26 protein-coding genes are annotated in these 24,100 nt (G+C 72.9%); 21 read left to right on the top strand and 5 right to left on the bottom strand.

The features are described from left to right. Positions 1-24: 24 nt before the first annotated feature. Positions 25-705 carry a nucleoside/nucleotide kinase family protein gene (locus AC54T2_RS01105; RefSeq protein ID WP_496665289.1) on the bottom strand — a complete coding sequence of 227 codons (681 nt, stop codon included), beginning with the start codon at positions 703-705 and terminating at the stop codon, positions 25-27. Between the two features lie 55 nt (positions 706-760). Here AC54T2_RS01105 and AC54T2_RS01100 point away from each other — a divergent pair, with 55 nt between their 5' ends. From AC54T2_RS01100 to AC54T2_RS01050, 11 genes are all read left to right on the top strand, one after another. After that, a complete protein-coding gene (locus AC54T2_RS01100; RefSeq protein ID WP_186339119.1) occupies positions 761-907 on the top strand; it encodes a hypothetical protein in 147 nt (48 codons plus the stop codon). A gap of 61 nt (positions 908-968) precedes the next feature. After that, on the top strand, positions 969-1,916 hold the full coding sequence (locus AC54T2_RS01095; protein WP_496665288.1) for an ABC transporter ATP-binding protein: 948 nt from the start codon (positions 969-971) through the stop codon (positions 1,914-1,916). A 2-nt stretch (positions 1,917-1,918) separates the two neighbouring features. Beyond that, positions 1,919-3,094 (top strand): ABC transporter permease, encoded by a 1,176-nt coding sequence (locus AC54T2_RS01090; protein WP_496665287.1) that lies wholly within the window; start codon positions 1,919-1,921, stop codon positions 3,092-3,094. After that, a complete protein-coding gene (locus AC54T2_RS01085; protein ID WP_496665286.1) occupies positions 3,091-4,257 on the top strand; it encodes an ABC transporter permease in 1,167 nt (388 codons plus the stop codon). Before AC54T2_RS01090 ends, AC54T2_RS01085 begins: the two co-directional genes overlap by 4 nt. Before the next feature lie 60 nt (positions 4,258-4,317). Beyond that, a complete protein-coding gene (locus AC54T2_RS01080) occupies positions 4,318-4,557 on the top strand; it encodes a hypothetical protein (RefSeq protein WP_186339116.1) in 240 nt (79 codons plus the stop codon). 4 nt (positions 4,558-4,561) lie between these two features. Next, the gene (locus tag AC54T2_RS01075) at positions 4,562-5,071 is read left to right on the top strand and encodes a mycothiol transferase (protein ID WP_186339115.1); all 510 of its coding nucleotides are present in this window, start codon (positions 4,562-4,564) and stop codon (positions 5,069-5,071) included. A 78-nt stretch (positions 5,072-5,149) separates the two neighbouring features. Next, entirely contained in the window at positions 5,150-6,448 is a 1,299-nt protein-coding gene (locus AC54T2_RS01070) for an ABC transporter substrate-binding protein (protein ID WP_496665285.1), read from the top strand. Further along, entirely contained in the window at positions 6,445-7,341 is an 897-nt protein-coding gene (locus AC54T2_RS01065; RefSeq protein WP_186339114.1) for a carbohydrate ABC transporter permease, read from the top strand. Before AC54T2_RS01070 ends, AC54T2_RS01065 begins: the two co-directional genes overlap by 4 nt. A 7-nt stretch (positions 7,342-7,348) precedes the next feature. Continuing rightward, positions 7,349-8,164: a carbohydrate ABC transporter permease gene (locus AC54T2_RS01060; RefSeq protein ID WP_496665284.1), complete on the top strand. Its 816-nt coding sequence runs from the start codon at positions 7,349-7,351 to the stop codon at positions 8,162-8,164. Between the two features lie 130 nt (positions 8,165-8,294). Continuing rightward, entirely contained in the window at positions 8,295-8,516 is a 222-nt protein-coding gene (locus AC54T2_RS01055) for a hypothetical protein (protein ID WP_186339112.1), read from the top strand. Between the two features lie 142 nt (positions 8,517-8,658). Further along, positions 8,659-9,414, top strand: a complete 756-nt coding sequence (locus tag AC54T2_RS01050) for an MOSC domain-containing protein (RefSeq protein ID WP_496665283.1) — start codon at positions 8,659-8,661, stop codon at positions 9,412-9,414. Between the two features lie 51 nt (positions 9,415-9,465). On the opposite strand, the gene AC54T2_RS01045 is transcribed toward AC54T2_RS01050, so the two are convergent. Then, positions 9,466-9,786, bottom strand: coding sequence for a hypothetical protein (locus tag AC54T2_RS01045; protein ID WP_186339109.1), 321 nt, complete (start codon positions 9,784-9,786; stop codon positions 9,466-9,468). Between the two features lie 168 nt (positions 9,787-9,954). Between AC54T2_RS01045 and AC54T2_RS01040 the strand changes: the two genes are divergently transcribed. Both AC54T2_RS01040 and AC54T2_RS01035 read left to right on the top strand, forming a co-directional pair. Beyond that, positions 9,955-11,322: a GntP family permease gene (locus AC54T2_RS01040; RefSeq protein ID WP_496666246.1), complete on the top strand. Its 1,368-nt coding sequence runs from the start codon at positions 9,955-9,957 to the stop codon at positions 11,320-11,322. Continuing rightward, positions 11,319-11,837, top strand: a complete 519-nt coding sequence (locus AC54T2_RS01035; RefSeq protein WP_496665282.1) for a gluconokinase — start codon at positions 11,319-11,321, stop codon at positions 11,835-11,837. Before AC54T2_RS01040 ends, AC54T2_RS01035 begins: the two co-directional genes overlap by 4 nt. 15 nt (positions 11,838-11,852) lie before the next feature. Here the strand turns inward: AC54T2_RS01035 and AC54T2_RS01030 are convergent, their stop codons facing one another. Next, the gene (locus AC54T2_RS01030; RefSeq protein ID WP_496665281.1) at positions 11,853-13,421 is read right to left on the bottom strand and encodes an FAD-dependent oxidoreductase; all 1,569 of its coding nucleotides are present in this window, start codon (positions 13,419-13,421) and stop codon (positions 11,853-11,855) included. Positions 13,422-13,486: 65 nt separating this feature from the next. Between AC54T2_RS01030 and AC54T2_RS01025 the strand changes: the two genes are divergently transcribed. From AC54T2_RS01025 to AC54T2_RS00995, 7 genes are all read left to right on the top strand, one after another. Continuing rightward, on the top strand, positions 13,487-14,047 hold the full coding sequence (locus tag AC54T2_RS01025) for a cupin domain-containing protein (RefSeq protein WP_489975131.1): 561 nt from the start codon (positions 13,487-13,489) through the stop codon (positions 14,045-14,047). A gap of 123 nt (positions 14,048-14,170) precedes the next feature. After that, on the top strand, positions 14,171-14,854 hold the full coding sequence (locus tag AC54T2_RS01020; RefSeq protein ID WP_186339104.1) for an AIM24 family protein: 684 nt from the start codon (positions 14,171-14,173) through the stop codon (positions 14,852-14,854). Between the two features lie 342 nt (positions 14,855-15,196). After that, positions 15,197-18,550 (top strand): ATP-binding protein, encoded by a 3,354-nt coding sequence (locus tag AC54T2_RS01015; RefSeq protein WP_496665280.1) that lies wholly within the window; start codon positions 15,197-15,199, stop codon positions 18,548-18,550. After that, positions 18,547-18,984 (top strand): roadblock/LC7 domain-containing protein, encoded by a 438-nt coding sequence (locus AC54T2_RS01010; RefSeq protein ID WP_186339102.1) that lies wholly within the window; start codon positions 18,547-18,549, stop codon positions 18,982-18,984. The genes AC54T2_RS01015 and AC54T2_RS01010 overlap by 4 nt, the downstream gene beginning before the upstream one ends. Before the next feature lie 13 nt (positions 18,985-18,997). Beyond that, on the top strand, positions 18,998-19,366 hold the full coding sequence (locus AC54T2_RS01005) for a DUF742 domain-containing protein (RefSeq protein ID WP_186339101.1): 369 nt from the start codon (positions 18,998-19,000) through the stop codon (positions 19,364-19,366). Continuing rightward, entirely contained in the window at positions 19,347-19,943 is a 597-nt protein-coding gene (locus tag AC54T2_RS01000; protein WP_241005211.1) for a GTP-binding protein, read from the top strand. The genes AC54T2_RS01005 and AC54T2_RS01000 overlap by 20 nt, the downstream gene beginning before the upstream one ends. 4 nt (positions 19,944-19,947) lie before the next feature. Next, positions 19,948-20,787 (top strand): ABC transporter substrate-binding protein, encoded by an 840-nt coding sequence (locus AC54T2_RS00995; protein ID WP_496665279.1) that lies wholly within the window; start codon positions 19,948-19,950, stop codon positions 20,785-20,787. A gap of 24 nt (positions 20,788-20,811) precedes the next feature. Here AC54T2_RS00995 and AC54T2_RS00990 read toward each other — a convergent pair whose 3' ends face one another. Continuing rightward, positions 20,812-21,810, bottom strand: coding sequence for a GTP pyrophosphokinase (locus AC54T2_RS00990; RefSeq protein WP_277395301.1), 999 nt, complete (start codon positions 21,808-21,810; stop codon positions 20,812-20,814). Positions 21,811-21,910: 100 nt separating this feature from the next. Between AC54T2_RS00990 and AC54T2_RS00985 the strand changes: the two genes are divergently transcribed. Next, the gene (locus tag AC54T2_RS00985) at positions 21,911-22,516 is read left to right on the top strand and encodes a hypothetical protein (RefSeq protein ID WP_186339098.1); all 606 of its coding nucleotides are present in this window, start codon (positions 21,911-21,913) and stop codon (positions 22,514-22,516) included. 45 nt (positions 22,517-22,561) lie between these two features. Here the strand turns inward: AC54T2_RS00985 and AC54T2_RS00980 are convergent, their stop codons facing one another. Beyond that, positions 22,562-24,013 (bottom strand): phosphodiester glycosidase family protein, encoded by a 1,452-nt coding sequence (locus tag AC54T2_RS00980; RefSeq protein WP_496665278.1) that lies wholly within the window; start codon positions 24,011-24,013, stop codon positions 22,562-22,564. Positions 24,014-24,100: the final 87 nt, after the last annotated feature.

The following is a 24,100-nucleotide window of genomic DNA, read 5'->3' as shown; positions in this document are numbered from 1 at the left end:
CGGGGTCCGTCACGGACGCCGCGGTCACGGCCCGTCGAGCCGGACGACCAGGTCGGCGGCGTCGCGGGTGGCCGTCACCCGCTGGGCGTTGGGCTCGTCCACGCGCGTGACCCACGACCGCGCGGCCCCCGGGGACTTGCCGTACCGCTCGTGGCGGCGCACCAGCCGCTCGCGTCGTACGCCGGGGTCGAGGTCGACGTACCACGCCTCGGCGAGCAGGGGGCGGACCCGGTCCCACCCCCCGTCGGGCAGCAGGAGGTAGTTGCCCTCGGTCACGACGAGCCGCGCGGTCGGCTCGATCGCGATCGCCGCCGCGACGGGCTGCTCCAGGTCGCGCTCGAAGCCGGGGACGTAGAGGGTGCGGTCGGGCTCGCCGTGGAGCCGGCGCAGGGCGGCGACGTAGCCGTCGACGTCGAACGTGTCGGGCGCGCCCTTGCGGTCGCGCCGCCCGAGCCGGTCGAGCTGGACGTCGGCGAGGTGGAAGCCGTCCATCGGCAGGTGGGCGACGGCGTCGTGGCCGAGGTCGTCGGCCAGTCGCGCCAGCAGCCGCTCGGCGAGCGTCGACTTGCCCGCGCCCGGCGGGCCGACGATGCCGAGCACCGCGCGACCCGGCCGGTCGAGGAGGCGCGCGGCGCGCCCGACCAGCGCAGAGAGGGTGGGGTATCCCGGCGGCGTGCGCCGGTCGGGGTCCGCCGCGTGGTCCATGCCGCGAGCGTAGGGGTGAGCGCGTCCATCGCGGGAGGTCGGCGCTGCCGACGGCGTGCTCGCGCGAGACGACGACGTCGAGGTCGTCGCCCGCGGCAGCCGGGGCTCCACGGGGACGCCGATGACCCGCGACCGGCTGCTCCCCGAGCTCGCCGAGCCGCGGGTGCTGCGCACCCGCGCCGATCAACCGCCGCACGCGTGACGTTCGGCCCTCCCCGAGCTCGCCCGCGGTCCCTAGCGTGGGGGCGAGGAGGAAGGGGGCCGTGGTGACCGACGACGTGCTGGTGGTGGACTCGCTGGTCCGCCGGTTCGGGGACCTGACGGCGGTCGACGACGTCTCGTTCCGCATCGCGCCGGGCGAGACCTACGGCCTGCTCGGGCCCAACGGGGCGGGCAAGACCACGACGATCTCGATGGTGGCCGGCCTCATCGCGGCGGACCACGGCACCGTGACCGTCGCCGGCGAGCGGATGACCCCGCGGACCACCGACCCCAAGCGGCACGTCGGGCTGGTGCCGCAGGAGCTCGCGATCTACCCCGACCTGACGGGTCGCGAGAACCTCATGCTCTTCGGCCGGTTGCAGGGCCTGCGCGGTGCGGCGTTGAAGGCGCGCGTCGACGAGGTGCTCGACCTGATCGGCCTGGCCGACCGGGCCAAGGACCGCAGCAAGCACTACAGCGGCGGCATGAAGCGCCGACTCAACATCGGCGTCGGCCTGCTCAACCGGCCGACCCTGCTGATCCTCGACGAGCCCACCGTGGGCGTCGACCCGCAGTCGCGCAACGCGATCCTGGAGTCGGTGGAGGCACTGTCGGTGGAGGGCATGGCCGTGCTCTACACGACGCACTACATGGAGGAGGCCGAACGGCTCTGCGACCGCATCGGCATCATCGACGCCGGCCGCCTGGAGGCCGAGGGCACGCGCGACGAGCTCATCCGGCTCATCGGCGGTGTCGACACGATCCGGCTCGGCGCCAGCAGCGGTGACCTGGCGGACGCCGCCGAGGAGCTGCGCCGCATCCCGGGCGTCGAGCGCGTCGAGGCCGACCGGAGCGCGGCGACGCTGACCGTCAAGGACGCCTCGACACTCGTCGCGCCGGTCGTCGGCACGGCGGCGGCGCACGGCGTCACGCTGGCCGACGTGGAGATCTCCCGGCCCGACCTCGAGTCCGTCTTCCTCCACCTCACCGGCAAGGGCCTGCGGGACTGACGATGCGCCAGCTCCTCGTCCTCACCGGTGCCGACCTGCTCCAGCGGCTGCGCGACCGGTCGGTCCTGATCTTCGCGCTGGTCGTGCCGCTGGCGTTGATGACGGTCTTCAACCTGGTCTTCGGCGCCGCCGAGGACGTCGACCTCGCCCCGGTCACCGTCGCGGTCAGCGCTCCCGCGGCCGACGACGTCGCTCAGGTGCTGGTCGGCGTGGTCCGCTCGCTCGACGACGCCGACGAGCTCGACGTCACCGTCGTCGAGACCGACGACGAGACGGCCCGGCGGCAGGTCGAGGACGGGGACGCCGGGCTGGCACTGCTCGTCCCCGAGGGCTTCGGGCAGGCGGCCGGGGACGGGACGCCCGTCACCGTCGCCGCCGTGCGCGGCGACGAGGCCGGGGTCGAGACCGACATCGTGCTGTCGGTGGTCGACGGGGCGCTGCAGCAGCTGGCTGGCGGCGCGGCCACCACCCGCGCGGCCCTGGCCGAGGGCGTGCCGCAGGACCAGGTCGCCGCGCTGGTGGAGGAGGCCACGGCCGACGCGCCGGCGTACGACCTCGTGCGCGGCGAGGCGTCCGACGAGCAGCTCGGCGCGGGTGCGGCGCTGGTCGCGGGGCAGGCCGGGCTCTTCCTGCTCTTCACCGTGAGCTTCGGCGTCAGCGGGCTGCTGGTCGACCGCGAGGCGGGCACGCTGGCCCGGCTGCGCTCGATGCCGATCCCGCGGTGGGTGGTGATCGCGTCCAAGGCGCTGGTCAGCTTCGTGCTCGGCGTCGTGTCGACGAGCATCCTGCTGGCGCTGGGCGGCTACCTCTTCGACGCCCACTTCGGCTCGGTCCCGGCCGTCGCCCTGCTCGTGCTCTGCGCGGCCGCGGCCGGGACGTCCGTGATGTTCCTGGTCGTCCGGGTCGCCCGCACCACCGAGCAGGCGGGCATCGCGACCTCGATCGTCGCGCTGGTGCTGGGCATCGGGGGCGGCGCCTTCTTCCCGGTCGGCGCGAGCGGCCCCCTCTCGCGGGTGCTCGACCTCAACCCGGTGTCGGCGCTGCTGCGCGGGCTCGGCACCACCTCCGCCGGCGGAGGCATCGGCGACCTCGGCGCGCCGGTGGCCGTCATGCTGGGCTTCACCGTCGCGATGCTCGTCGTCTCGCGGCTGGTCCCCGACCGGGGAGCGCTGTCATGAGGAACGCCCTCACCGTGGCCGGCGCCGAGCTCCGGCTCTTCCTGCGCGACCGCTCCAACCTCTTCTTCGTCTTCGTGTTCCCCCTGCTGCTGGTGCTGATGATCGGCCTGCAGTTCGGCGAGGACGCGACCGCGGGTCGCGTGGCGGTCAGCGGCCCGGACTCGTCGCTGCGCTCAGCGCTGGTCGAGCAGCTCGAGACCCAGGACGTCGTGGTCAGCGACGACGCCGCGTGGGACGAGGCGCTCGCGCTGCTCGCCCGCGGCCGGCTCGACGCCGCCGTGCGCGTCGACGGTGACGCGGGGACGGCGTACGACGCCGGCGGGCCCGTGACGCTGGAGGTCGTGCGCGGCTCCTCGGGCACCGCCCAGGTCGTCGAGCAGGACGTGCGGACCGCCGTCGAGGCGCTGCGATCGAGACGTGGGCAGCAGCTCGCCCTGGAGGCCGCCGGGGTGCCGGCCGATCGGGTCGCCGCAGCGCTCGCAGCCGCCGAGCGCGAGGTCGGCCCCCCGCGCCTCGAGGTGACGAGCGTCGACCGGGTCAGCGAGGAGTTCGACGCGATGGGCCAGTTCGAGTTCGGTGCCGCGGGGCAGCTGCTGCTCTTCGTCTTCCTGGCCTGCCTCGGCGGGTCGGCCACCCTCATCCAGGCCCGTCGGCTCGGTGTCGTGTCGCGGATGCTGGCCGGGCCCGTGACGCCCGGTGAGCTCATCGCCGGCCAGGTGCTCGGCCGGTGGGCGATCGGCCTGTTCCAGGGCGGCTACCTGATGCTCGCGACCAGCCTCATCTTCGGCGTGGCCTGGGGCAGCCTGCCGGTCGCCCTGCTCGTGCTGGTGCTCTTCAGCCTCGTCGCGGCGGGGGCCGCGATCCTGCTGGGCACCCTGCTGGAGAACGAGGGGGCGGCCAACGGCGCCGGCATCGGGATCGGGCTGGTCCTCGCGGCACTGGGCGGGTCGATGTTCCCGCTCGAGCTCTTCCCCGACACGATGCGCACCATCTCGCGCTTCACCCCGCACGCGTGGGCCTACGAGGCGCTCGCCGACGTCCAGCGCCGCGGCGCCGGCCTGGTCGACGTGCTGCCGGAGCTCGCCGTGCTGGCGGGGATGGGGGTCCTGCTGGGCGCCCTCGGTGCCTGGTCGCTGCGGCGCAGCCTGGCCCGCGCGATGTGACGGGCTCGGCCCGCCGGCACACCCCGACGGACGGTTGACCGCCTCACTACCGTGGTCCGCATGACTGACGAGGTGAAGCAGGCAGCCACCGAGGCCGCGCAGCGAGTGGTCGACGAGGTCTCCTCCTGGCAGTACAGCGCCGAGGACAGCACCATCGCCGAGCAGCTCGACGAGGGGCTCGCCAAGGCGCAGGTCTCGCTCAGCGCAGACGAGCGCACGCGCATCCTCACCGAGATCGACGCCATGAAGGACGAGCAGTCCTCGGCCCCCCAGGTCCGGTCCGCGACCCCGGTGGAGTGACGTCATGGACGTGCGAGGAGTGCTCACCGAGGGCTTCGGCCGGATCACCGAGATCTACGACGGGATCGCCGACGGCCTCGATGACGAGACGCTGCACCACCGCCCCGACGGGGTCGGCAACCCCATCGGCTGGCTGCTGTGGCACCTGGCCCGGGTGCAGGACGACCACATCGCCGACCTCGCTGGGGAGCGGCAGGTCTGGGAGCGGTTCCAGGACCGCTTCGGCCTGCCCAACGGCACCGACGACGTGGGCTACGGCCACACCAGCGAGCAGGTCGACGCCCTGCGCATCGAGGACCCGGCCCTGCTCGTGGACTACCACCACGAGGTGACGCTCGCGACCGCGCGCTACCTGCAGACCGTCGACGAGGCCGAGCTCGAGCGGGAGGTCGACCAGCGGTGGGACCCGCCGGTCACCGCGGGCGTACGCCTGATCAGCATCGAGGCCGACTGCCTCCAGCACCTGGGGCAGGCGGCCTACGTGAAGGGACTTCTCGGGTCGCGCTCCTCCTGACACAGGGGGGAGGTCGGGGTCAGCCCCTAACCCGATTAAGGTAGTCGAGTTAGTCGCCAAATCCGAAAGGACATCGCCATGCCCTCCTCCCACCGACCGATCAGCATCGACCGCCGGAGCTTCATGGGGTTGGTGGGCGCCGCCGGCATCGCGTACGCCGCCAGCTCCTGCGCCGGGCCCGGCTCGACGTCCGGTGGTGGTGGCACGGCTCCCTCTGGTGGATCGGCCACCGACACCATCTCGTTCGCCCACTGGCGCGCCGAGGACCAGCAGGTCTTCGACTCGATCATCACCGGCTTCGCCGATGCCAACGCCGACGCCGGGGTCACGCAGGACATCTCGCCGTCGCAGGACTACCAGTCCAGCGCGATCCAGCGGTTGCGCGGCGGCGAGGTCGGCGACGCGTTCACCGCCTTCCGGGGCGCGCAGTTCGAGGACATGGTCTCCGCCGGTCTCTTCGCCGAGCTCGGCGGCCAGGACTTCGTCTCCCGCTACAGCGACCGCTTCACCCCCGTGGGCCAGAAGGACGGCACCCAGTACGGCCTGCCCTACCAGGTCGTGTTCCTGATGCCGATCTACAACGTCGACCTCTTCGAGAAGGCCGGAGTCTCCGAGCTGCCGCAGGACTGGGACGGCTTCCTGGCACTCTGCGAGCAGCTGCGCTCGGCCGACGTCACCCCGATCGCCTGGCCCGGCGGCGACGCCGGCAACGCCGCGCAGCTGTTCAACGCGATGACCATGAACAACGCGCCGTCCGACGACTTCGGCACGAAGATCGAGTCCGGCGACTACAAGTGCACCGACGACTGGTTCCTCAAGACGCTCGGTCAGTACGCCGAGCTGGCGCCCTACATGCAGAAGAACGCCACGGGGAGCGCACCCGAGCCGCTGCAGCAGCTCTTCACCGAGCAGAAGGCCGCCATGCTGGCCACCGGGAGCTACCACATCGCCGCCACCCGGGCGCTGGGCGCGGAGTTCGCGATGGACCTCATCGCCCCGATCACCACGTCGGCCGGCGAGGCGCGCTACGAGGGGGTGCACAACGCCACGTTCATCCTCGGCGTCAACGGCAGCTCCGACAAGCAGGAGACCGCCGTCGCGTGGCTCGAGCACCTCTCCGACCCCGAGGTGGCCGGCGAGTACGCCAACGGCACCGCCCAGCACGTGACGGTCGAGGGGGTCGACTACACCAACCCCGACCTCAAGCGGATCGAGCCCTGGCTGTCGAGGAACACCGCCCTCGCCCCGCGCTACCAGTTCCTCGACCTCGACGTGGAGGCCGCGGTCGAGGCGGCGTGCGTCGCCGTCGTGGGCGGCCAGTCGCCGGAGCAGGCGGCCGAGGAGGCACAGAAGATCGTCGACGAGCAGATCGGATGAGGAAGCCCGACGGGCCCGGGCGACCACACCCGGCGCTCTACCTCTTCCCCCTGCCCGCCGTCGCCCTCTACGTCGTCTTCTTCGTCATCCCGACGGTGCAGGCGGTGCAGTACGCCACCACCGACTGGGACGGCTTCAGCCCCGACTTCGAGCGCGTCGGCGCCGACAACCTGGTCAAGCTGGCGACGGGCGGCGACTCGCTCTTCACCACCGCGCTGACCAACAACCTCAAGTTCCTGCTGGTCGTGGTCGTGCTCCAGACGCTGCTCTCGCTCGGTCTGGCGCTGATGCTGCTGCGCACCACCAAGGCGTCGGTGTTCCTGCGCTCGGTCTACTTCCTGCCCACCATCCTGTCCTCGGTGTCGGTCGCCTTCATCTGGCGCTTCGTCTACGACCCCAACGTCGGACCGGTCAACCAGGCCCTCGGCGCCGTGGGGCTCGACCAGCTGCAGTCGGGCTTCCTGGGCAACCCCGACCAGGCGATCTACTGGGTGGCGATGACCCAGGTGTGGGCCCACGCGGGCCAGCTGATGGTCATCTTCATCGCCGGGCTGCAGCAGATCCCCGAGGACCTCTACGAGGCCGCCCGCCTCGACGGAGCCGGTCGCTGGCACCAGTTCCGGCACGTCACCTGGCCGCTCGTGGCGCCGACCACGACGATCGTCGTCGCCTACACCACGATCCAGTCGTTCAAGGCCTTCGACCTGATCCTCGGCCTCGGCGGCAACCCGCCGCGCCGCTCCCTCGACATCTTGTCGACGCGCATCTACACGACGTTCACCAACGCCGAGTTCGGCTACGCCGCGGCCGAGTCGCTGATCTTCATGGCCATCATCCTCGCCGTGACGTTCCTGCAGCGCCGTGCGCTCAAGCTCACCCAGAGGGGAGCGTGAGGACCCGGTGACCGCCACCCTGGGCCGCCGGGCGCTGCTCGGCTTCTACGCCCTGCTCATCCTCCTGCCGCTCTCGCTGGTCCTCACCGGCAGCTTCAAGACCACCCCCGAGCTCTTCGACTCGCCGTTCGGCGTGCCGGGCTCGCTGAGCCTCGACAACTACCGCACGGTGCTGGGCGACCAGGCGATGTCCACCGCGCTGCGCAACAGTGCCCTCGTCACCGCGGGCGGCGTCGCCCTCACGCTGCTGCTCGCGATCCTCGCGGCGTACGGCGTCGCGCGCATCCCCGGCTGGCGCGGGTGGGCGATCCACGGCTTCCTGGTGCTGGGGATGGCCGTGCCGGCGCAGGCCAACATGATCCCGCAGTACGTCCTCTTCGACCAGCTCGGCCTGCTCAACAGCCTCCTCGGACTGGTGCTGATCGAGACGGTCGTGTGCCTGCCCGTGGCGGTCTTCATCCTCGCCGGCTTCATGCGCACGCTGCCGCCGGAGCTCTACGAGGCCTCGGCCCTCGACGGAGCGGGGCCCTGGCGCACCCTGTGGTCCATCGTGCTGCCGCTGTCGCTGCCGTCGATCGCGGCGACCGCGATCTTCCTGGTCGTGATCCAGTGGAACGACCTGCTCTACCCGCTGCTGTTCATCCAGACGCCGGAGAAGCGCACCCTGCCGCTCGCCCTGCTCGACTTCCAGGGCGAGTTCCTCACCAACTACCCGCTGCTCTTCACCGGCGTGCTGGTCGCCTCGGCGCCCCTGGTGGTGGCCTACGTCTTCCTCCAGCGCTACTTCGTCGCCGGGCTGACCGCCGGCTCGGTGCGCGGCTGACGTCCCCTCCACCGTCGGCTCCGGAGCCGACGACGCGGCGCCGAGCGAGCGGGTGTCGTGAGCGATCATGACGGCATCTTGAGGACGTGGATGGGCCCGGATGCGGGTCGGCGAGGCATACTTAGGGGTGATGACCTCTCAGAGCGGCCGACGGCCCAAGCACCTCCCCAGCAGCCCCTTCAAGCCTGCGGTCGAGCCCGTGGTCGAGGTGTTCGCGGTCGGTGACCGCGTCACCCACGACCTCTACGGGCTCGGGCAGGTCACCCACCTCGACAGCCACGCGGTGACCGTCGACTTCGGGTCGAAGTCGGTGCGGATCGCGCACCCCTACCCCAAGCTGCACCACCTCTGAGGCCGTTCGGGCTCGGCGGCCCCGCGCACTGACGTCCCACGGGCGTCGGCGGCAGGCAGCGACCCCGGGCGGGCGAGACCCTCGCGGTCGCCGGGGCCGAGCTGCGTCCTCGGCGCGCGTGAGTGCGTGCCACCATGGCCGCATGCCGGCCGAGCTCGTCGTACGCCAGGCCGGGTTCGCGCCGGTCAAGGGCATGCGCCACCTGTCCCTCCCGGCGATCGACCTCGACGCGCACGGCGCCCTGGGTGACCGCTCGCTCTGTCTCGTCGACGTGGACCGCGCGCGGGTCCTCAGGACGGTGCAGCACCCGTCGCTGATCGGTGTCGTCGCGCGCGTCGCCGACGACCTCCTCGACCTCACGCTCCCCACGGGCGAGTCGCTCTCCGCTCCCGTCGTCCCCAGCGGCCGCAGCGTCACGTGCGACTACTGGGGCCGGCAGGTCCTCCTCGAGCTCACCGAAGGTCCCCACGCCGAGCTCCTGTCCGACTCGCTCGCCGTGCGTGTGCGCCTCGCGGCCGCGCCGCGCGGGGGAGTCGTGTTCGGCGAGCCGCTCACCGTCGTCGGCACCGCCTCGTTGCGTGACCTCGCCGGCCGGGTCGGGCACGCCGGGCTCGTCGCCGAGGCGGCGCGCTTCCGGTCGACGCTCGTCGTCGAGACCGAGGAGCCCTACGTCGAGGACTCGTGGACAGGACGGGAGCTGGTCGTGGGTGGCGCGACCGTGCGGATAGGCGGCCCGGTGCCACGGTGTGCCGTCGTCGACCACCACCCGGTGACAGGGGAGCGGGACGTGCGGCTGCTGAAGGCGCTGGCGCGCGAGCGTCCGGTCAACGGTGCCGGCGAGCCGATGCTGGGGGTCTACGCGGGCTGCGTGCGCCCGGGCCGGGTCGTCACCGGCTGACCTGTCGCTGGGGCGGCGTCGAGCTGGTCGAGCACGCCCTCGAGTGAGCCGTCAGTGACCGACGCGCCGGTCGGCCTGGCGCGGCACCACGGGCCCACGGTCGATGTCGGCGAGCTCTCGGCGAGCGAGGTCGAGGGCGCCGAGGAGGGCCCCCAGGGCGTCGATGGTGTCGTGCGCGGCGGTGTCCCACCGGTCCCAGTGCGAGCCCCGGTGGAGGGCCGCACCGCCCTGCCACGCCACGACGAGCCTGTCGACGCTGAGCTCTGCGTCGCGTCGTCGCGCGTCGATCTCGGCGACGCGGGCGGCCAGGCGCGAGGAGTCGGCCGACGGCTTGGGACGGTGGTGGTGGTGCAGGTGGCCCGAGATGATCATTGCGGGTCGTTACCCACCCGGTCCCCCCGGTTACACCCCACTTGACGACACCTAGACGGAACCGTGACGCACCCTTGCCCAACAGCGAGCCTGCCCACGGCCCGCCCGAGGTCCTACTCTGGACCGACCCACCGCCCACCGCCCACCTCGGAGGACCACGTGGACACCATGACCCCTGCCTACGGCGCGGGCACGCTGCTGACGATCGCCGCCCTCGCCGTCGCCGTGCTCCTGCTCCTGATCATCGTCCTGCGCATGCACGCCTTCGTGGCGCTGGTGCTGGTCAGCCTGGGCACCGCGGTCGCGGCCGGCGTGCCCCTGGCGGACGTGCCGGCGATATCGATCGCCGCCTTCGGCAGCACGCTCGGCAACGTCGCCCTGCTCGTCGGGCTGGGCGTGATGATCGGGCGGATCCTCGAGGTGACGGGTGGCGCGCAGGTGCTGGCCGACACGTTGGTCAGTCGCTTCGGGGAGAAGCGCGCCCCGCTCGCCCTGGGCGTCGCCGCCCTGTTGTTCGGCATGCCGATCTTCTTCGACGCCGGGCTCGTGGTGTTCCTCCCGATCATCTTCTCGGTCGCGAAGCGGTTCGGCGGCTCGGTGCTGATGTACGCCCTCCCGGCCGCGGGAGCGTTCGCCGCGATGCACGCGATCGTGCCGCCCCACCCGGGCCCGGTCACCGCTGCCACCGAGATCGACGCCAGCATCGGTCTGACCCTGCTGGTCGGTGTCGTGGTGGCGGTCGTCGCCTGGATCGTCGGCGTCTACGTCGTGACCACCGCTTGGCTCGGCAAGGTGGACGTCCCGATCGACGACTCGGTGCTCACCGGCGGCCGCGAGGCCGACACCGCCAACCCACCCGGCTTCGCGCACGTGCTCGGCATCCTGCTGCTGCCGGTGCTCCTCATCGCCGCCAACACGATCCTCACCACGCTGCGCACCAACGGCTCGATCGCGGAGGACGGTGCGTTCGTCGACGCGCTGATCTTCATCGGGCAGACCCCGGTGGCGCTGCTCATCGCGCTTCTCGTCGCCACCTACACCCTGGCCGTGCGCCGCTACTCGCGCGGCGAGACCGAGCACCTGCTCAACGAGTCGCTCGGCCCGATCTGCGCGATCATCCTCATCACCGGCGCGGGCGGGATGTTCGGCGGCGTGCTGCGCTACAGCGGCATCGGCGAGGCGCTGTCGGACTCGCTCGCCGACATCGGGCTGCCGCTGATCGTGTCGGCGTTCGTGATCGCCACCATCCTGCGTGTCGCCCAGGGCTCGGCCACGGTCGCCCTGACCACGACCGCGGGGCTGATCTCGGCCGGCGTCGCCGACGCCGACCCGTCGTCGCTGCAGCTCGTGGCACTCGTGCTGGCGATCGCCGCGGGCGCCACCGTCCTGTCCCACGTCAACGACTCGGGCTTCTGGCTGGTCGGCCGCTTCTTCGGGATGGACGTGCGGACCACGCTGAAGACGTGGACGGTGCTCGAGACCACGCTCGGCGTGAGCATCTTCGTGCTCGCCCTCGGCATCTGGGCCCTCGGATGACGGCCGCCGACCAGCCGCCCCTCCACCTCGTCTTCATGGGCGTCTCCGGGTCCGGGAAGTCGACGATCGGCCGGGCGGTGCAGGAGCGACTGGGCTGGGAGTTCGCCGAGGGCGACGACTTCCACCCCCCGGAGAACGTCGCCAAGATGCGTGAGGGGATCGCGCTGGCCGACGCCGACCGCTGGGGATGGCTGGAGTCGCTGGCGGCGTGGACCGCCGAGCGCGACGCCCGCGGCGAGCCGACGATCATCGCCTGCAGCGCACTGCGCCGGGCCTACCGCGACGTGCTGCGGCGCGGCGGCGAGGGCACCTTCTTCGTGCACTGCACCGGCAACAAGCACATGCTGCTCGAGCGGATGAACGCCCGTGACCACTTCATGCCGCCGAGCCTGCTGGAGTCGCAGCTCGACACCCTCGAGCCGCTGCAGCCCGACGAGCACGGGATGGACGTCGACCCCGCGCTGCCGGTCGACCGGCTCGCCGCGATGGTGCTGGCGAGGCTCGACCTGGCCTGACCACGGCGGGGCCGCTCAGCCGACCCGTCGCGCGCGGAGCACGGAGTCGCGCACCGTCATCTGCTCGCCCGACTCGGGGTGTGCCTGGGTGCGGGTGCGGGTCTCGCACGTCTCGACCACGAAGCCGTCCGGAAGGCCCGGCAGCAGCGACTCGGGGGTGAAGAGGAACGAGCGGTGCCCGTGCCTCATGCCGGTGGCCAGGTCGCCGGGGTGGTGCCCGACGACCAGCAGCGTGCCGCCCGGCGCGACGGCGGCGGCGAGGCGTCGTACGAGCTCGGGCATCGCGCCGTCGGGCAGGTGCATGAACTGCGAGGACACCAGGTCCCACGTCTCGCCGGCCGGGTCGAAGGTGCGTACGTCGACGCGGCGGGTGCCGATCCGCTCGCCGACGCCGGCCTGCTGGGCGTGCTCGGAGGTGCGGGCCAGTGCGGCGTCTGCGAAGTCGACCGCGGTGACGTCCCACCCCTGCTCGGCCAGCCAGACGGCGTCGCCGCCCTCGCCGCACCCGACGTCGAGCGCCCGGCCCGGCGTCAGCGACGCGGCCTCGGCCGCCAGCTGGGCGTTGACCCGGCCGCTCCACACGCGCTCGCCCGAGTAGCGGCCCTCCCACGCCGGCCGCTCGAACATCTCGGCCCGCTGCGCCTCGACGGCGCGAGCCGCATCGGCGGCCGCGAGCTCGCCGTTGATCCATGCGCCGACGCGGGTGCCGTGGGCCGCCGAGGCTATCAGCGTCACCGAGACGTCGGTGGCGTTGCCGGCGGCGAAGACGCCGGGAACCGTGGTGGCGCCGGTGGGCTCCACGGCGATCACGGACCCGATGACGGCGCCGCCCATCTCGACGGGCTGCGGCTCGATGCCGAGCGGGGCGAGGTGGTCGGCGCGCACGTGCGGGCGCACCGCCACCACGATCGCCTCCCGCTCGAGCACCGAGCCGTCGGCCAGGCGCAGCCCGACGAGCCGATCGCCGTCGGTGACGACCTCCTGCGGCGTGCCGTGCTCGACCCGCACGCCGATCGCACCCAGCCGCTCGAGCTCGTCGTCCGGCAGCTCGACGCCGTCGTGCACGACCACGACGACGTCGTCGGAGAGCTGGCGGAACAGCAGGGCCTGGTGGCCGGCCATCGGCGAGGTCGCGAGGATCGCCAGCGGCCGGTCGCGGACCTCCCAGCCGTGGCAGTAGGGGCAGTGCAGCACGTCGCGGCCCCACCGCTGCGCCAGTCCGGGCACGTCGGGGAGCTCGTCGAGCGTCCCTCCCGTGACCAGCACCCGGCGGGCGCCGTAGCGCCGTCCGCCCTCGGTGGTGACCAGGAAGGCGTCGGCCTCGCCGGACACGCCGACCACGCGGTCGGCGAGCACCTCGACGCCGTAGGCCGCGACCTCGGCGCGGCCGTCCTCGAGCAGCTCCAGTGGCGCGACGCCCTCGCGCCCCAGGTAGTTGTGGGCGTGGGCGGCGGTGGCGTTGCGCGGCTCGCCCGCGTCGACGACCAGGACGGACCGCCTCGACCGGCCCAGCGCCATCGCGCCGCTCAGGCCGGCGGCGCCGCCGCCGACGACCACCACGTCGTACGTCTCGTTCTCGCTCATGCTGCGAGCATGCGCTCGCCGTGTCTGATTGACAAACATCCTTGCCGAAGTGGCAAAGTGGCGTCGTGAGCGACGAGGAGGTGCTGCGGGGCGTGGGCACCCGGCTGCGCCAGCTGCGGCTCGAGCGCGAGGCGACCCTGAGCGACCTCGCGGAGGAGACCGGCATCTCGGTGAGCACGCTGTCGCGGCTCGAGTCGGGCCAGCGCAAGCCCACCCTCGAGCTGCTGCTGCCGCTCGCGCGCGCCCACCGCGTCGCGCTCGACGAGCTGGTGGACGCGCCCGAGACCGGTGACCCGCGCATCCGCTCGAAGCCCGTCGTGCGCCACGGCCGCACATTCATCTCACTCACCCGCCGACCCGGCGGGCTGCAGTCGTTCAAGATGGTGTTGCCGGTCGAGCGCGACCCCCGCCCGACCCTGCAGACCCACGAGGGCTACGAGTGGCTCTACGTCCTCAGCGGCCGGGTGCGCCTGGTGCTCGGCACCCGCGACATGCTGCTCGAGCCCGGCGAGGTGGTGGAGTTCGACACCCGTACGCCCCACTGGATCGGCAACCCCGGCCCGACGCCGGCTGAGGTGCTCGCGATCTTCGGGCCGCAGGGCGAGCGGATGCACGTCCGCTCCTGAGAGGTGGGGCGGCGCCGCGGAGCTCGGTCGGATGTGCCGGGGCCTCGCCGCGGCTGTCGGTAGGGTGCCTCGCGAGGCGACCGGGAGCGGCCGCCGACCACCATCTCGAACGCCGGGGGAACGATGCGCAGCGAGCTCTTCGACCAGACCAACCAGGAGAACGCGACCACGGAGCGCTTCAGCCTGCACCACCGCAAGACGCTGCGGGCGGTGCTGGGCGAGCCGGTGCTGGCCGCCAAGGGCTCGATGGTCGCCTACCAGGGGCAGGTGACCTTCGAGCACAAGTCGGCCGGGTCGCTCGGCAAGATGATGCGCCGGCTGGTGACGACCGAGGACACGCCGCTGATGACAGTGTCGGGACAGGGCGAGGTGTTCTTCGCCGACAGCGCCAAGGACATCTTCCTGGTGCACCTGGAGGGCGACGGGCTCTCGGTCAACGGCACCTCGCTGCTCGCGATGGACGCCACGCTCGACTACGACGTCCATCGCGTCAAGGGTGCCGGGATGATGAGTGGCGGGATGTTCAACACGCTCATCCAGGGTGCGGGCACCGTCGCGCTGACCAGCGACGGGCAGCCGCTGATCCTCGACTGCTCGCAGTCCCCGACCTACGTCGACGTCAACGCCGCGGTGTGCTGGTCCGCCAGCCTGGTCCCGCAGGTCGTCAGCTCGATGAACGTGCGCTCACTGGTGCGCGGCGGCACGGGCGAGGCGTTCCAGTACGCCTTCCAGGGCCCGGGCTTCGTCGTCGTCCAGCCCTCGGAGGGCCCGGTCGTCCCGCCCCACAACCACGGCTCCGGCGGCTGACGCGCCCCACGCCGCGGACGGGATCGCCGCACCGGGCCGCGGGCGCCCGCCGTTGACGGGTGAGGAAAGGGTTGCGGTTCTCCTGCCGCTGGGCGAGGATCTGGCCGGTCGTCGCGGTGCATCTCGGACGCGTCGACCGGGTCGGTGAGGCTCCACCACGGTGCGTCTCGCGATCCCGGTCGACGGTGGACGGGCCGTGCCTCTCACGGCTCCCATACACCCCCGCGACCCTGGTTCTGCGAAAACGCCACGGAATGTCGCCGAACTCCTTAGGTTGAGCCTGCGCCGGTCATGCCGGTGCGTTCTCGACTTCGACGTAGGGCTCACACAGGCGAGGCACACATGACTCAGGACGCAGCCCAGACCCGGAAGGGTGTGGGCCACTCGGTCGCCGGTTGGCCGCTCGGCCGGAAGATGGCCCTGGCCCTCGCGATCCCGCTGCTGCTCGCGGCCCTGCTCAGCGGCCTGCGGGTCACCGGCGACTACGGCGACTCGCGTCAGGCTGCGCGCAGCGCGCAGCAGGTGACCGTCATCCAGCCCGCGATCGACTACCTCACCGCGTCCGAGACCGCGATGGTGGCCGCACAGTCCGACAGCGCTGCCAGCCAGGGCGACCTGATCGACTCCATCAGCGACATCTCCGAGAACGCCGAGGCGCTGGTGCGCGCCCGTGACGAGGCCGACCTCGACGAGCTGCAGGCCGCCCACGTCAACGCCCTGCTCGACCTCAGCCAGGCGATGCGCGGCGAGGGTGCCGAGACGCTCGGCCCGGCCACCTGGATCGCGCTCGTCCGGCAGCTCGAGTCCAGCGTCTCGCAGCTCATCACCAGCGTGAACGCCGCGCAGGAGACGCCCGAGCCGCGCCTCGAGCAGCTCTCGCAGGCGATGAGCGGGCGGCTGTCCCTCGCGCTGCAGCAGGGCCTGCTCGCGACCACGTTGTCCCAGTCGAGCTCGCAGGAGCTCTTCTCCGAGATCGGCGTCGAGGCCGCGGCCATCGACCGTCTCGCCGGGTCGGTGGAGGGCGTGAAGGACCAGACCGCCCTCCTCCGCACGCAGAACACCCGCCACGCCGGCCAGATCCGCGACGACGCCGCCACCGACCTCGACGGCCGTGACGCGTACGCCCCCTACGACGCGATCACCGAGAGCCTCGTCAGCGGGGTCACCGCGACCCTCGACGACGCGGCCGGAGCCGCGCAGCGCAACGCGTTCGTCGGCGCCGTGCTCACCCTCCTGGCCCTCGCCGCGGCGATCGCGCTCGCGTTCTTCATCGCCCACAGCCTCCTCGACCCGATCGGCAGGGTCCGCGACGGTGCGCTGGCCGTGGCCCGCCACCGCCTTCCCGACGCCGTCTCCCGCATCCGCGCCGGCCAGGAGCCCGAGCCGATCCGGCCCATCGACGTCCACACCGACGAGGAGGTCGGCCAGGTCGCCCGGGCGGTCGACGACCTCCACCGCCAGGCCATCCACCTCGCGTCCGGCGAGGCCCAGCTCCGCCAGACCGTCAACGCCATGTTCGTCACGCTCTCGCGCCGCTCGACCTCCCTGGTCAACCAGCAGCTCGCGCAGATCGAGCGCCTCGAGCACGACGAGGAGGACCCCAAGCGCCTCGAGTCGCTGTTCCGACTCGACCACCTCGCCTCGCGGATGCGGCGCACGGCCGACTCGCTGCTGATCCTGGCGGACGCCCCCAACCGGGCCGCCGGGCAGTTCAGCCTGACCGTCGGCGAGGCGCTGCAGGCGGCGACCTCCGGCGTGCAGGACTACCAGCGCGTGCAGATCCTCTCCAACCTCGGCACCCGCGTGGGCGACGAGGCCGCCGCCGACGTCGTCCACCTCCTCACCGAGCTGGTCGACAACGCGCTGAGCTTCTCGCCTCCGGCAGAGCCCGTCAGGCTGGCCGCCAAGGAGAGCCCCGACGGGGTGAGCATCACGATCACCGACGCCGGCCTGGGCGTGCCGCCCGCCGAGCTCGAGCAGCTCAACAACGACCTGCAGCACGGCGCCGAGGCCACCCCCGACACCGCCCGCCGCATGGGCCTGTTCGTGGTGTCCCGCCTCGCCGAGCGTCACGGCATCCGGACCCACCTGGCCCGCAACCCGGGCGGCGGCATGACGGCCACCGTCCACCTCCCGCTGTCGATCCTGCCCGACCTGGCACCGGCGGGCGCCCCGGCGCCCACGGCCGAGGCGAGCAGCACCGCCCCCTCGCCGAGGGTCGGCGCCGACCTCGTCGGCGCCGCGGCCGGCGACGCCCCGGTCCTGTCCAAGCGCGAGGCGCGCAACCGGGCCCGCGCTGAGAAGGCCGAGGCCAAGGCCGCCGAGCGCGCCGCCGCCGCCGAGGCCAAGGCCGCAGCCAGGGCCGCCAGGGCCGAGGCCGACCTGGAGCCCGTCGCGACGGGTACGACGTCCGCTGGGACCGACGCCGCTGCCACCCCGGCGCCCACTCCCGCTGCCGCCCCCGCTGCCAGCCCAGCGCCTGCTCCCACCCCCGCCCCGGCTGCGTCCGCCCCGGCTGCGTCCGCCTCGTCCGAGCCGACCCCCGACCGACCGCCGCTCGGCACCCTGCTCCCGCGCCGCGCCCCCGGCGCCAACATGCCGCTCACCGGCGCGGACGCGTTCACGCCGCCTGAGACCTCGGGCGCCACCGGACCGCTCTTCGGCAAGCGTCCCGAGCCCTCCGGCGTGAAGCCCGACGCGGCCGCCGCCGGGAGCTCCCCCGCCGAGCGCGCCGAGCGTGTCGCGCGCGTCGTCCCGATCACCGCCCTCGCCTCGCGCCAGCGGGCGCAGGCCGAGCAGGCGGCGCACTTCGAGGCGCCGGCGGCGTCCTCCGCGGACACCTCCGCGCAGGACGAGACCTCCGCCGACATCGCGGGCGAGCAACCGGTCGAGCAGCCCCGGGCGCACGACCCGCTGTCCGACCCGCTCCCCGCCGGCGCGTTCGACGACCCGTTCGCCCCCGAGCGGTCCGACCCTGGGCCGTCCGCCGCCGAGCCGTTCGCGGCCGACCCTGCCCCCGTCGAGCCGTACTCGGCCGACCCGTTCGCCGCAGAGCCGTTCGCGGCCGAGCCCACCCCCGCCGAGCCCTACTCGGCCGACCCGGCACCCGCTGCTCTGGTCGAGCACCACCGCGAGGTGGAGGTCGACGCGGACGACCCGCTCGGCCTGGGCACGCCCGCCCGGCGGCAGCCGGTCGCGGAGCCGGAGCCCGAGCCGGTGGCGCCCTACGACGCGGCCGCGCTCCTCACCGAGGGCGCCGACCACCGCGCCAACGGGCACCGAGCCGACGGCCACACCGCCGACGGCCACCCGACCGGCGGCGGCCTCGGCCTGCCGACCCGCGGCGCCGAGCCGGCCCGATCCGGCGGCGAGTCGCCCATCTTCAAGTCGATGCGCTCGGGCTGGCTGGCCGGTGACGGCGAGGGCGAGTGGCACCAGACCGAGGTCGACCGCGGCTGGGAGCTCGCCGAGCAGGTCACCGAGCCGGCTCCGGTCGCCGAGTCGACACCCGCCGGCCTTCCGCGACGCGCACCCGGCGAGCGCCTCGTCCCCGGAAGCGTGACGCCTCCCACGGCCGCCAAGACGCGCGACCCCGAAGCGATCCGCCGGCGCCTCCAGGCACACACCGCGGGAGTCTCCCGCGGGCGACGCGCAGCCCAGAGTTCCACCCAGCACACGGAAGCAGGACCCTCATGACTCACGACACCTCCGCTGCCCCCGCCGCCAGCACGGCTGGTGACGACCGAGACCTCGACTGGGTGATGTCGCGATTCGTCGACGACGTGCCCGACGCGGCGCACGCGATCCTCGTGTCCGCCGACGGTCTCCTGATGGCCTCCAGCACCAGCATCCCGGGCGAGCGCGCCGAGCAGGTCGCGGCCGTCTCGTCGGGCCTCGCCAGCCTTGCGGTGGGCGCGGCCCGGCTCTTCGAGGGCGGGTCGGTGATGCAGACCATCGTCGAGATGGAGATGGGCTTCCTGATGCTGATGAGCGTCGGCGACGGGTCCAACCTCACCGTGCTGACGACCGAGCAGGCCGACATCGGCCAGGTGGGCTACGAGATGGCCCTGCTGGTGGACCGCGTGGGACGTACCGTCGAGGCCCAGGCCCGCGTCGGTACGGGCGGCTGAGCGGGCTCGTGCCGTGACGCCTCCAGACGACCCGGACGCCGAGGGCTACCGCCCCCGGTTGATCCGGTCCTACACCCTCACCGCAGGCAGGACGGCCGCCAAGGTCGAGCTGGCCATGGAGGCCACGCTCCGCCTGCAGGCAGGGGTGGAGGCCCCGGTGCTGTCACCGTCGGCTGCGCAGGTCCTCGAGGTCTGCGACCGGCGCTCCGTGGCCGAGGTGTCGGCTCTGACCAAGATGCCGATCGGCGTCACCCGGGTGCTGCTGGGCGACCTGATCGAGCAGGGCCTGGTCCGCATCCAGGCCACCATCACCGACAGCACGTCGACAGATGAGCGTCTCGAGCTCATCGAAAGGACCCTCCGTGGACTTCGAAACTACTAAGGCACAGCGGGCGGCTGCGTCGACGAAGATCGTCATCGCCGGCGGCTTCGGGGTCGGCAAGTCGACGCTCGTCGGCGCGGTCTCGGAGATCGACCCGCTGCGCACCGAGGCACTCGTCACCAACGAGTCGGAGGGCGTCGACGACCTCGCCGCGGTGCCCACCAAGGCCACCACGACCGTCGCGATGGACTTCGGCCGCCTGACCCTGGCCGAGGACCTCGTCCTCTACCTGTTCGGCACGCCGGGGCAGCGCCGCTTCTGGTTCATGTGGGACGACCTGTGCCGCGGCGCGATCGGCGCGATCGTGCTGGTCGACGTGGCTCGCCTCGACGAGTCGTTCTCCCCGCTCGACTACTTCGAGTCCAAGGGCATCCCGTTCATCGTGGCCGTCAACGAGTTCGACGGCGTCCCGCGCTACCCCACCGAGGAGATCGCCGCGGCGCTGGCCCTGCCCGCGGACGTGCCGATCATCAGCCTCGACGCCCGCGACCGCGAGCAGGCCAAGGGCGCGCTCGTGAAGATCACCGAATACGCCCTCATGCGACTGCGCGAGTCGCTCACCGTGAATGCGAACTGACGCCATGACCCGCAGCATGACCCGCACCATGACCCGCACCCCTCGACGCGCCGGCCCCGCCCGCACCGCGCTCGCCGCCCTGTCGTCGGTGGCCCTGATGGCCACCCTGAGTGCCTGCGGCGGCAGCGCCAACGCCGACGAGGCCGACGCGCTGAGCGACGTGTCGCTGGTCTTCAGCGGCGCGCTCACCGTCTGCAGCGACATGCCCTACGCGCCCTTCGAGTACGAGAAGGACGGCAAGCCCACCGGCTTCGACATCGACCTGGTCCGCAAGGTCGCCGACGAGCTCGACGCCGAGCTCGACGTGATCGACGTGTCGTTCGACGACATCACCTCGGGCACCTCGCTCAACAACGACGTGTGCGACCTCGCCATCTCGGCGATGACGATCACCGGCGAGCGCGCCCGCGTGCTCGACTTCTCCAGCCCCTACTTCGACGCCAAGCAGGCACTCATCACGCCGCGCGGCTCCGGGCTCGACTCGCTCCCCGAGCTCGCCGGCATGCAGGTCGGCGCGCAGAAGGAGACCACCGGCGAGACCTACCTCAAGGACTTCGCCCCGGACTCCACCCAGATCGTCACCTTCGACGACGCGGCCGGCCTCGAGGCGGCGCTCGCAGCGGGCTCGCTCGACGCGGCGATGCTCGACAACACGGTGTCCGGACAGTTCGTCACCTCCAACCGCAGGCTCAAGCTCGCCCGCGAGTTCGAGACGGGCGAGCAGTACGGCATGGCGGTGAAGAAGGACGGCAACATCCCGCTGCTGCGCACGATCAACCGCACGCTCGCCGAGCTCCGCGAGGACGGCACCTACGACGAGATCTACGCCACCTACTTCAGCTGACGGCTCCGGCTGGTCGCTGCCCGCTCAGCCCTCGGGGGTGGTGAGCTTCTCCAGCCGGGCGCGCAGCAGCGGCACGCGGTGGCTGTTGCCCTCGAGGGTGACGTACTGCTCGCCGAAGATCGCGAGCAGCGCGTCGTCGAGGCGGCGCACCGCGCCGGCGGGGTAGCGGTAGCCCATCCGGCGGATCACCGCGTCGGCGTCGACGGACGTGAGCAGGTCGTCGAGGTCGTCGACACTGTCGATGCCGAGCTCGGCGAGCAGGCCGGCGATCCAGTCGTAGTGGTCGGTGTGCGACCAGCCGGCGTCGCTGTAGTGCCCGGCGAGGAAGGTCGCGAGCTCCTGGCCGACGATGTGGTCGGCGTCGGCCTCGGCGGTGCTGCCGGGCGCGGCCGCCTGGATCCGCTCGCGGATCGTCGCGAACTCGCGGTCGGCCAGCTCGATCAGGCCGGCGGCCAGCGTGAAGCGGCGGTCGAGGTCGGCGGCGGCGTCCTCGGGCACGTTGCCCTTGTAGCGGATGTCGTGCTCGAACTCGGCCCACGCGTGCTGGAGCACCGTGCGCACCTGGACACTGGCGCGCTCGCCGACGAGCTCGGGGTGCTCCTCGGCCGCGTCGGTGCGCACGAGGAGGTGCCGGCTGGCGTAGCCGAAGCGGCCCGCGCGCGCGGTCTCCTCGCCCAGGTCGCGGTCGTCGAGGATGGTGAGCTCGTCGTCGAGCAGCTCCGCGACGGCCGCGACGTCGCTGTGGACGTAGGTGATCACCCGGACGCCGATCTGGTCGGTCACCTGCTCCAGCGGGTCGGGATAGACCAGCCGGCCGTCCAGCGCCCGGTTGGCCTTGGCCGCGAACGACGCGACGCTCTTGGTCCGCCCGGTGACGCTCAGGTAGTCGATGCCCGCGTCGTCGAGCAGGGTGCGGATCAGCGTCACCCACCCGGCGGTCGCCGCGGCCAGCTGCGGCTGTCGGGCGGCGTAGGCGCGCACGGCCTCGCGTACCGGCTCGGCCTGGGTCTCGGGGCCACTCATGGCGCCAAGCCTGCCAGTGCAGGCGCCACGGCGTCGACGCGGCGTCCCGCGTGCGAGCCTGCCGGGGGAGCGGGACCCGCGTCGATATCGTCGGAGGACCATGACAACCTCACCGCGTCGCTCGGGCGCCCGCACCCGGTCCGCCTCCGCCCTCCTCGCCGCCCTGGCCCTCTCGGCGTCGCTCGCCGCCTGCGGGTCCGACGACGAGACCGCGACCGACCCGGCCGGCGCCTCGAGCACCCCCAGCCCGTCCGAGCCCACGACGTCCCCGTCGGAGTCGCCGTCGGAGTCACCGTCCGAGCCCCCGTCGGAGTCGCCCTACGTGCCGGCCGGCGCCGAGCCCATCGACGTCGTGGGGTCCGCCGGGGTCACCGAGGCCGTCGTCATCGGCGCGACGGAGGGCGGAGGGTCGCCCTCGACGATGGCGTTCGCGCTCGACACCGACCGGGCCGTCGCCGACTTCGTCGCCGACCTCGCTGCGGGCCTGCCGGACCAGGTGGCGGCCGTCGCGGCCGACCTCCGCGACCGCTCGCCCGACGCGACGCCCTACGGGGCGGTGGTGTCGACCGGGTGCGAGCCGCCACGCAGCGTCGCCATCGACGCGGGCGAGGCCGGCTTCCAGGTCGTGCCGGCCCTGCCGAAGAGCACCGTCCAGTGCTTGGCCCCGGTCACCTACGTCGTGCTGTTCGCAGCCCCCGACGCCTGAGCCCCCGAAGCGGGGCGGACACCGGACGCCGGCACTGCGCCGGCGTCAGGGGGTGGGCGGGGTGACCGGCGGCGTCGTGGGGGGCGGCGTGACGGTGGGGGTCGGCGTGGGGGTCGGCGTGGGGGTCGGCGTCACGGTCGGCGGCGGCAGGATCGGCACGACCGGCGGCAGGTCGCCGTGGTAGACCACGCCGAACCCGTTGGGCACGAGCCGCTCTGAGCCGTCGGAGGGCTCGTTGACGATCCCGAACGCTCCACTGCCGGTGCGGCTGTACATGGCCGAGGAGCCGCCGCCGTCCAGGTTGATGGCGTTCTCCGCGCCGAGCGCGGTCATGATGTCGGCGAGCTCGACCATCGTGTAGCCGCGGCTCACCGCGGAGCGCCCGTCGACCACGAGGATCAGCAGCCGGCGGCCGTCGGCGTCGATGCCGACCGCCGTGCGGGGGTGGGCGATCGTGTTGTTGACGACCGTGCGCACGCCGTTGACGAGCAGGGGGCGGTCACCGCTGATCGCGACGGTCGGCCGGCCGCCGACGATGCGCTGCGACAGGGTGATCTTCTTGCCGCGCTTGAGGTTCTTCAGCTTGCCGGCGGCACTGCCGGTGCCGATCAGCACGCGCTCCTTGCGGTGGATCTTGCGGCCGCTGGAGAGCTTGGGCCGGTTGGAGATGACCCGGTTGTTGCGCAGGACCACCTCGCGCGCCCGCTTCTTGCCCGAGGTGACCTGGTAGCCCTCGGTGCGGTTCCAGGCGGAGGTGAACACGCCGATCTGGCCCGGCGGGATGCTCGGGTGGTTGATGCCGCTGACCGTCCAGGCGCGGCGCTGACGGATCGTGTACTCCAGGCTCAGCGGGCTGACGTGCGGCCCGGAGTCGTCGAACCACAGGGACGAGTTGACCCCGGGGATCCACCCCTCGCGCGAGCCGGTGAGGACGCCCTCCTCGCGGTCGATCGAGACCCCGAGCGGGGCGTCGGTGCGGCCGATGTCGAAGAAGTCGCCGTTGACCGCGGCGAGCGCGTCGTTCCACCCGCCGAGCTGGCTGACCTTCTTGCGGCTGGTGACGAACGTGGGGGAGAGCTCCTCGAAGGACAGGTTGGGCGCGTCGAGGTTGACGGTGACCAGGTTCATCCGCACCTGCCCGACCGGCTGGCGCCCGTCGACCTGGTCCCACTCCCGCAGCACCACGCCGGGCGCGATCTCGTAGCTGACGTCGTTCTTCACCTGGACGGCTCGCCCGCGGGCGTTGACCGGCGGGCCGACGACGATGCCGGGCTTGCCGTCGGAGGTCTGGTTGCGCCCCCGGTAGCCGTCGGCGGCACCGGACGTCAGGCCCCGGCCGTCGACGCCGTCGCGGTCGTCGGCCACCGACGGTCCGGCGCCCACGTTGAGCGCGAGCCCGGCGACGAGCACGCCGGCCGTGGCGAGCGTCAGCGCGCGCGCGCGGGCGGGCGCGGGACGGCGGGCGGACGAGTGGGAGCGGCGCGAGGAGGAAGGCACGCGTTCCAGAGTAAAGGACGTCGTGGGGCCGGTGGGACAATTGTGATGTGCGGGTCGGTCGTGCGCGGCGGGGGCTCCGGGCCACCG

The organism is Nocardioides sp. Z35_8 (assembly GCF_059621125.1).
Note: the sequence above shows the minus strand (reverse complement) of the source record. Positions and strands in the feature narration are given on the sequence as shown.

Bases quoted from the DNA above. Each gene is read 5' to 3' on its own strand.
- AC54T2_RS01105 (WP_496665289.1), bottom strand. From the start codon at position 705: ATGGACCACGCGGCGGACCCCGACCGGCGCACGCCGCCGGGATACCCC.
- AC54T2_RS01090 (WP_496665287.1), top strand. From the start codon at position 1,919: ATGCGCCAGCTCCTCGTCCTCACCGGTGCCGACCTGCTCCAGCGGCTG.
- AC54T2_RS01085 (WP_496665286.1), top strand. From the start codon at position 3,091: ATGAGGAACGCCCTCACCGTGGCCGGCGCCGAGCTCCGGCTCTTCCTG.
- AC54T2_RS01080 (WP_186339116.1), top strand. From the start codon at position 4,318: ATGACTGACGAGGTGAAGCAGGCAGCCACCGAGGCCGCGCAGCGAGTG.
- AC54T2_RS01075 (WP_186339115.1), top strand. From the start codon at position 4,562: ATGGACGTGCGAGGAGTGCTCACCGAGGGCTTCGGCCGGATCACCGAG.
- AC54T2_RS01070 (WP_496665285.1), top strand. From the start codon at position 5,150: ATGCCCTCCTCCCACCGACCGATCAGCATCGACCGCCGGAGCTTCATG.
- AC54T2_RS01065 (WP_186339114.1), top strand. From the start codon at position 6,445: ATGAGGAAGCCCGACGGGCCCGGGCGACCACACCCGGCGCTCTACCTC.
- AC54T2_RS01055 (WP_186339112.1), top strand. From the start codon at position 8,295: ATGACCTCTCAGAGCGGCCGACGGCCCAAGCACCTCCCCAGCAGCCCC.
- AC54T2_RS01050 (WP_496665283.1), top strand. From the start codon at position 8,659: ATGCCGGCCGAGCTCGTCGTACGCCAGGCCGGGTTCGCGCCGGTCAAG.
- AC54T2_RS01045 (WP_186339109.1), bottom strand. From the start codon at position 9,786: ATGATCATCTCGGGCCACCTGCACCACCACCACCGTCCCAAGCCGTCG.
- AC54T2_RS01040 (WP_496666246.1), top strand. From the start codon at position 9,955: ATGACCCCTGCCTACGGCGCGGGCACGCTGCTGACGATCGCCGCCCTC.
- AC54T2_RS01035 (WP_496665282.1), top strand. From the start codon at position 11,319: ATGACGGCCGCCGACCAGCCGCCCCTCCACCTCGTCTTCATGGGCGTC.
- AC54T2_RS01030 (WP_496665281.1), bottom strand. From the start codon at position 13,421: ATGAGCGAGAACGAGACGTACGACGTGGTGGTCGTCGGCGGCGGCGCC.
- AC54T2_RS01020 (WP_186339104.1), top strand. From the start codon at position 14,171: ATGCGCAGCGAGCTCTTCGACCAGACCAACCAGGAGAACGCGACCACG.
- AC54T2_RS01015 (WP_496665280.1), top strand. From the start codon at position 15,197: ATGACTCAGGACGCAGCCCAGACCCGGAAGGGTGTGGGCCACTCGGTC.
- AC54T2_RS01010 (WP_186339102.1), top strand. From the start codon at position 18,547: ATGACTCACGACACCTCCGCTGCCCCCGCCGCCAGCACGGCTGGTGAC.
- AC54T2_RS00995 (WP_496665279.1), top strand. From the start codon at position 19,948: ATGACCCGCAGCATGACCCGCACCATGACCCGCACCCCTCGACGCGCC.
- AC54T2_RS00990 (WP_277395301.1), bottom strand. From the start codon at position 21,810: ATGAGTGGCCCCGAGACCCAGGCCGAGCCGGTACGCGAGGCCGTGCGC.
- AC54T2_RS00985 (WP_186339098.1), top strand. From the start codon at position 21,911: ATGACAACCTCACCGCGTCGCTCGGGCGCCCGCACCCGGTCCGCCTCC.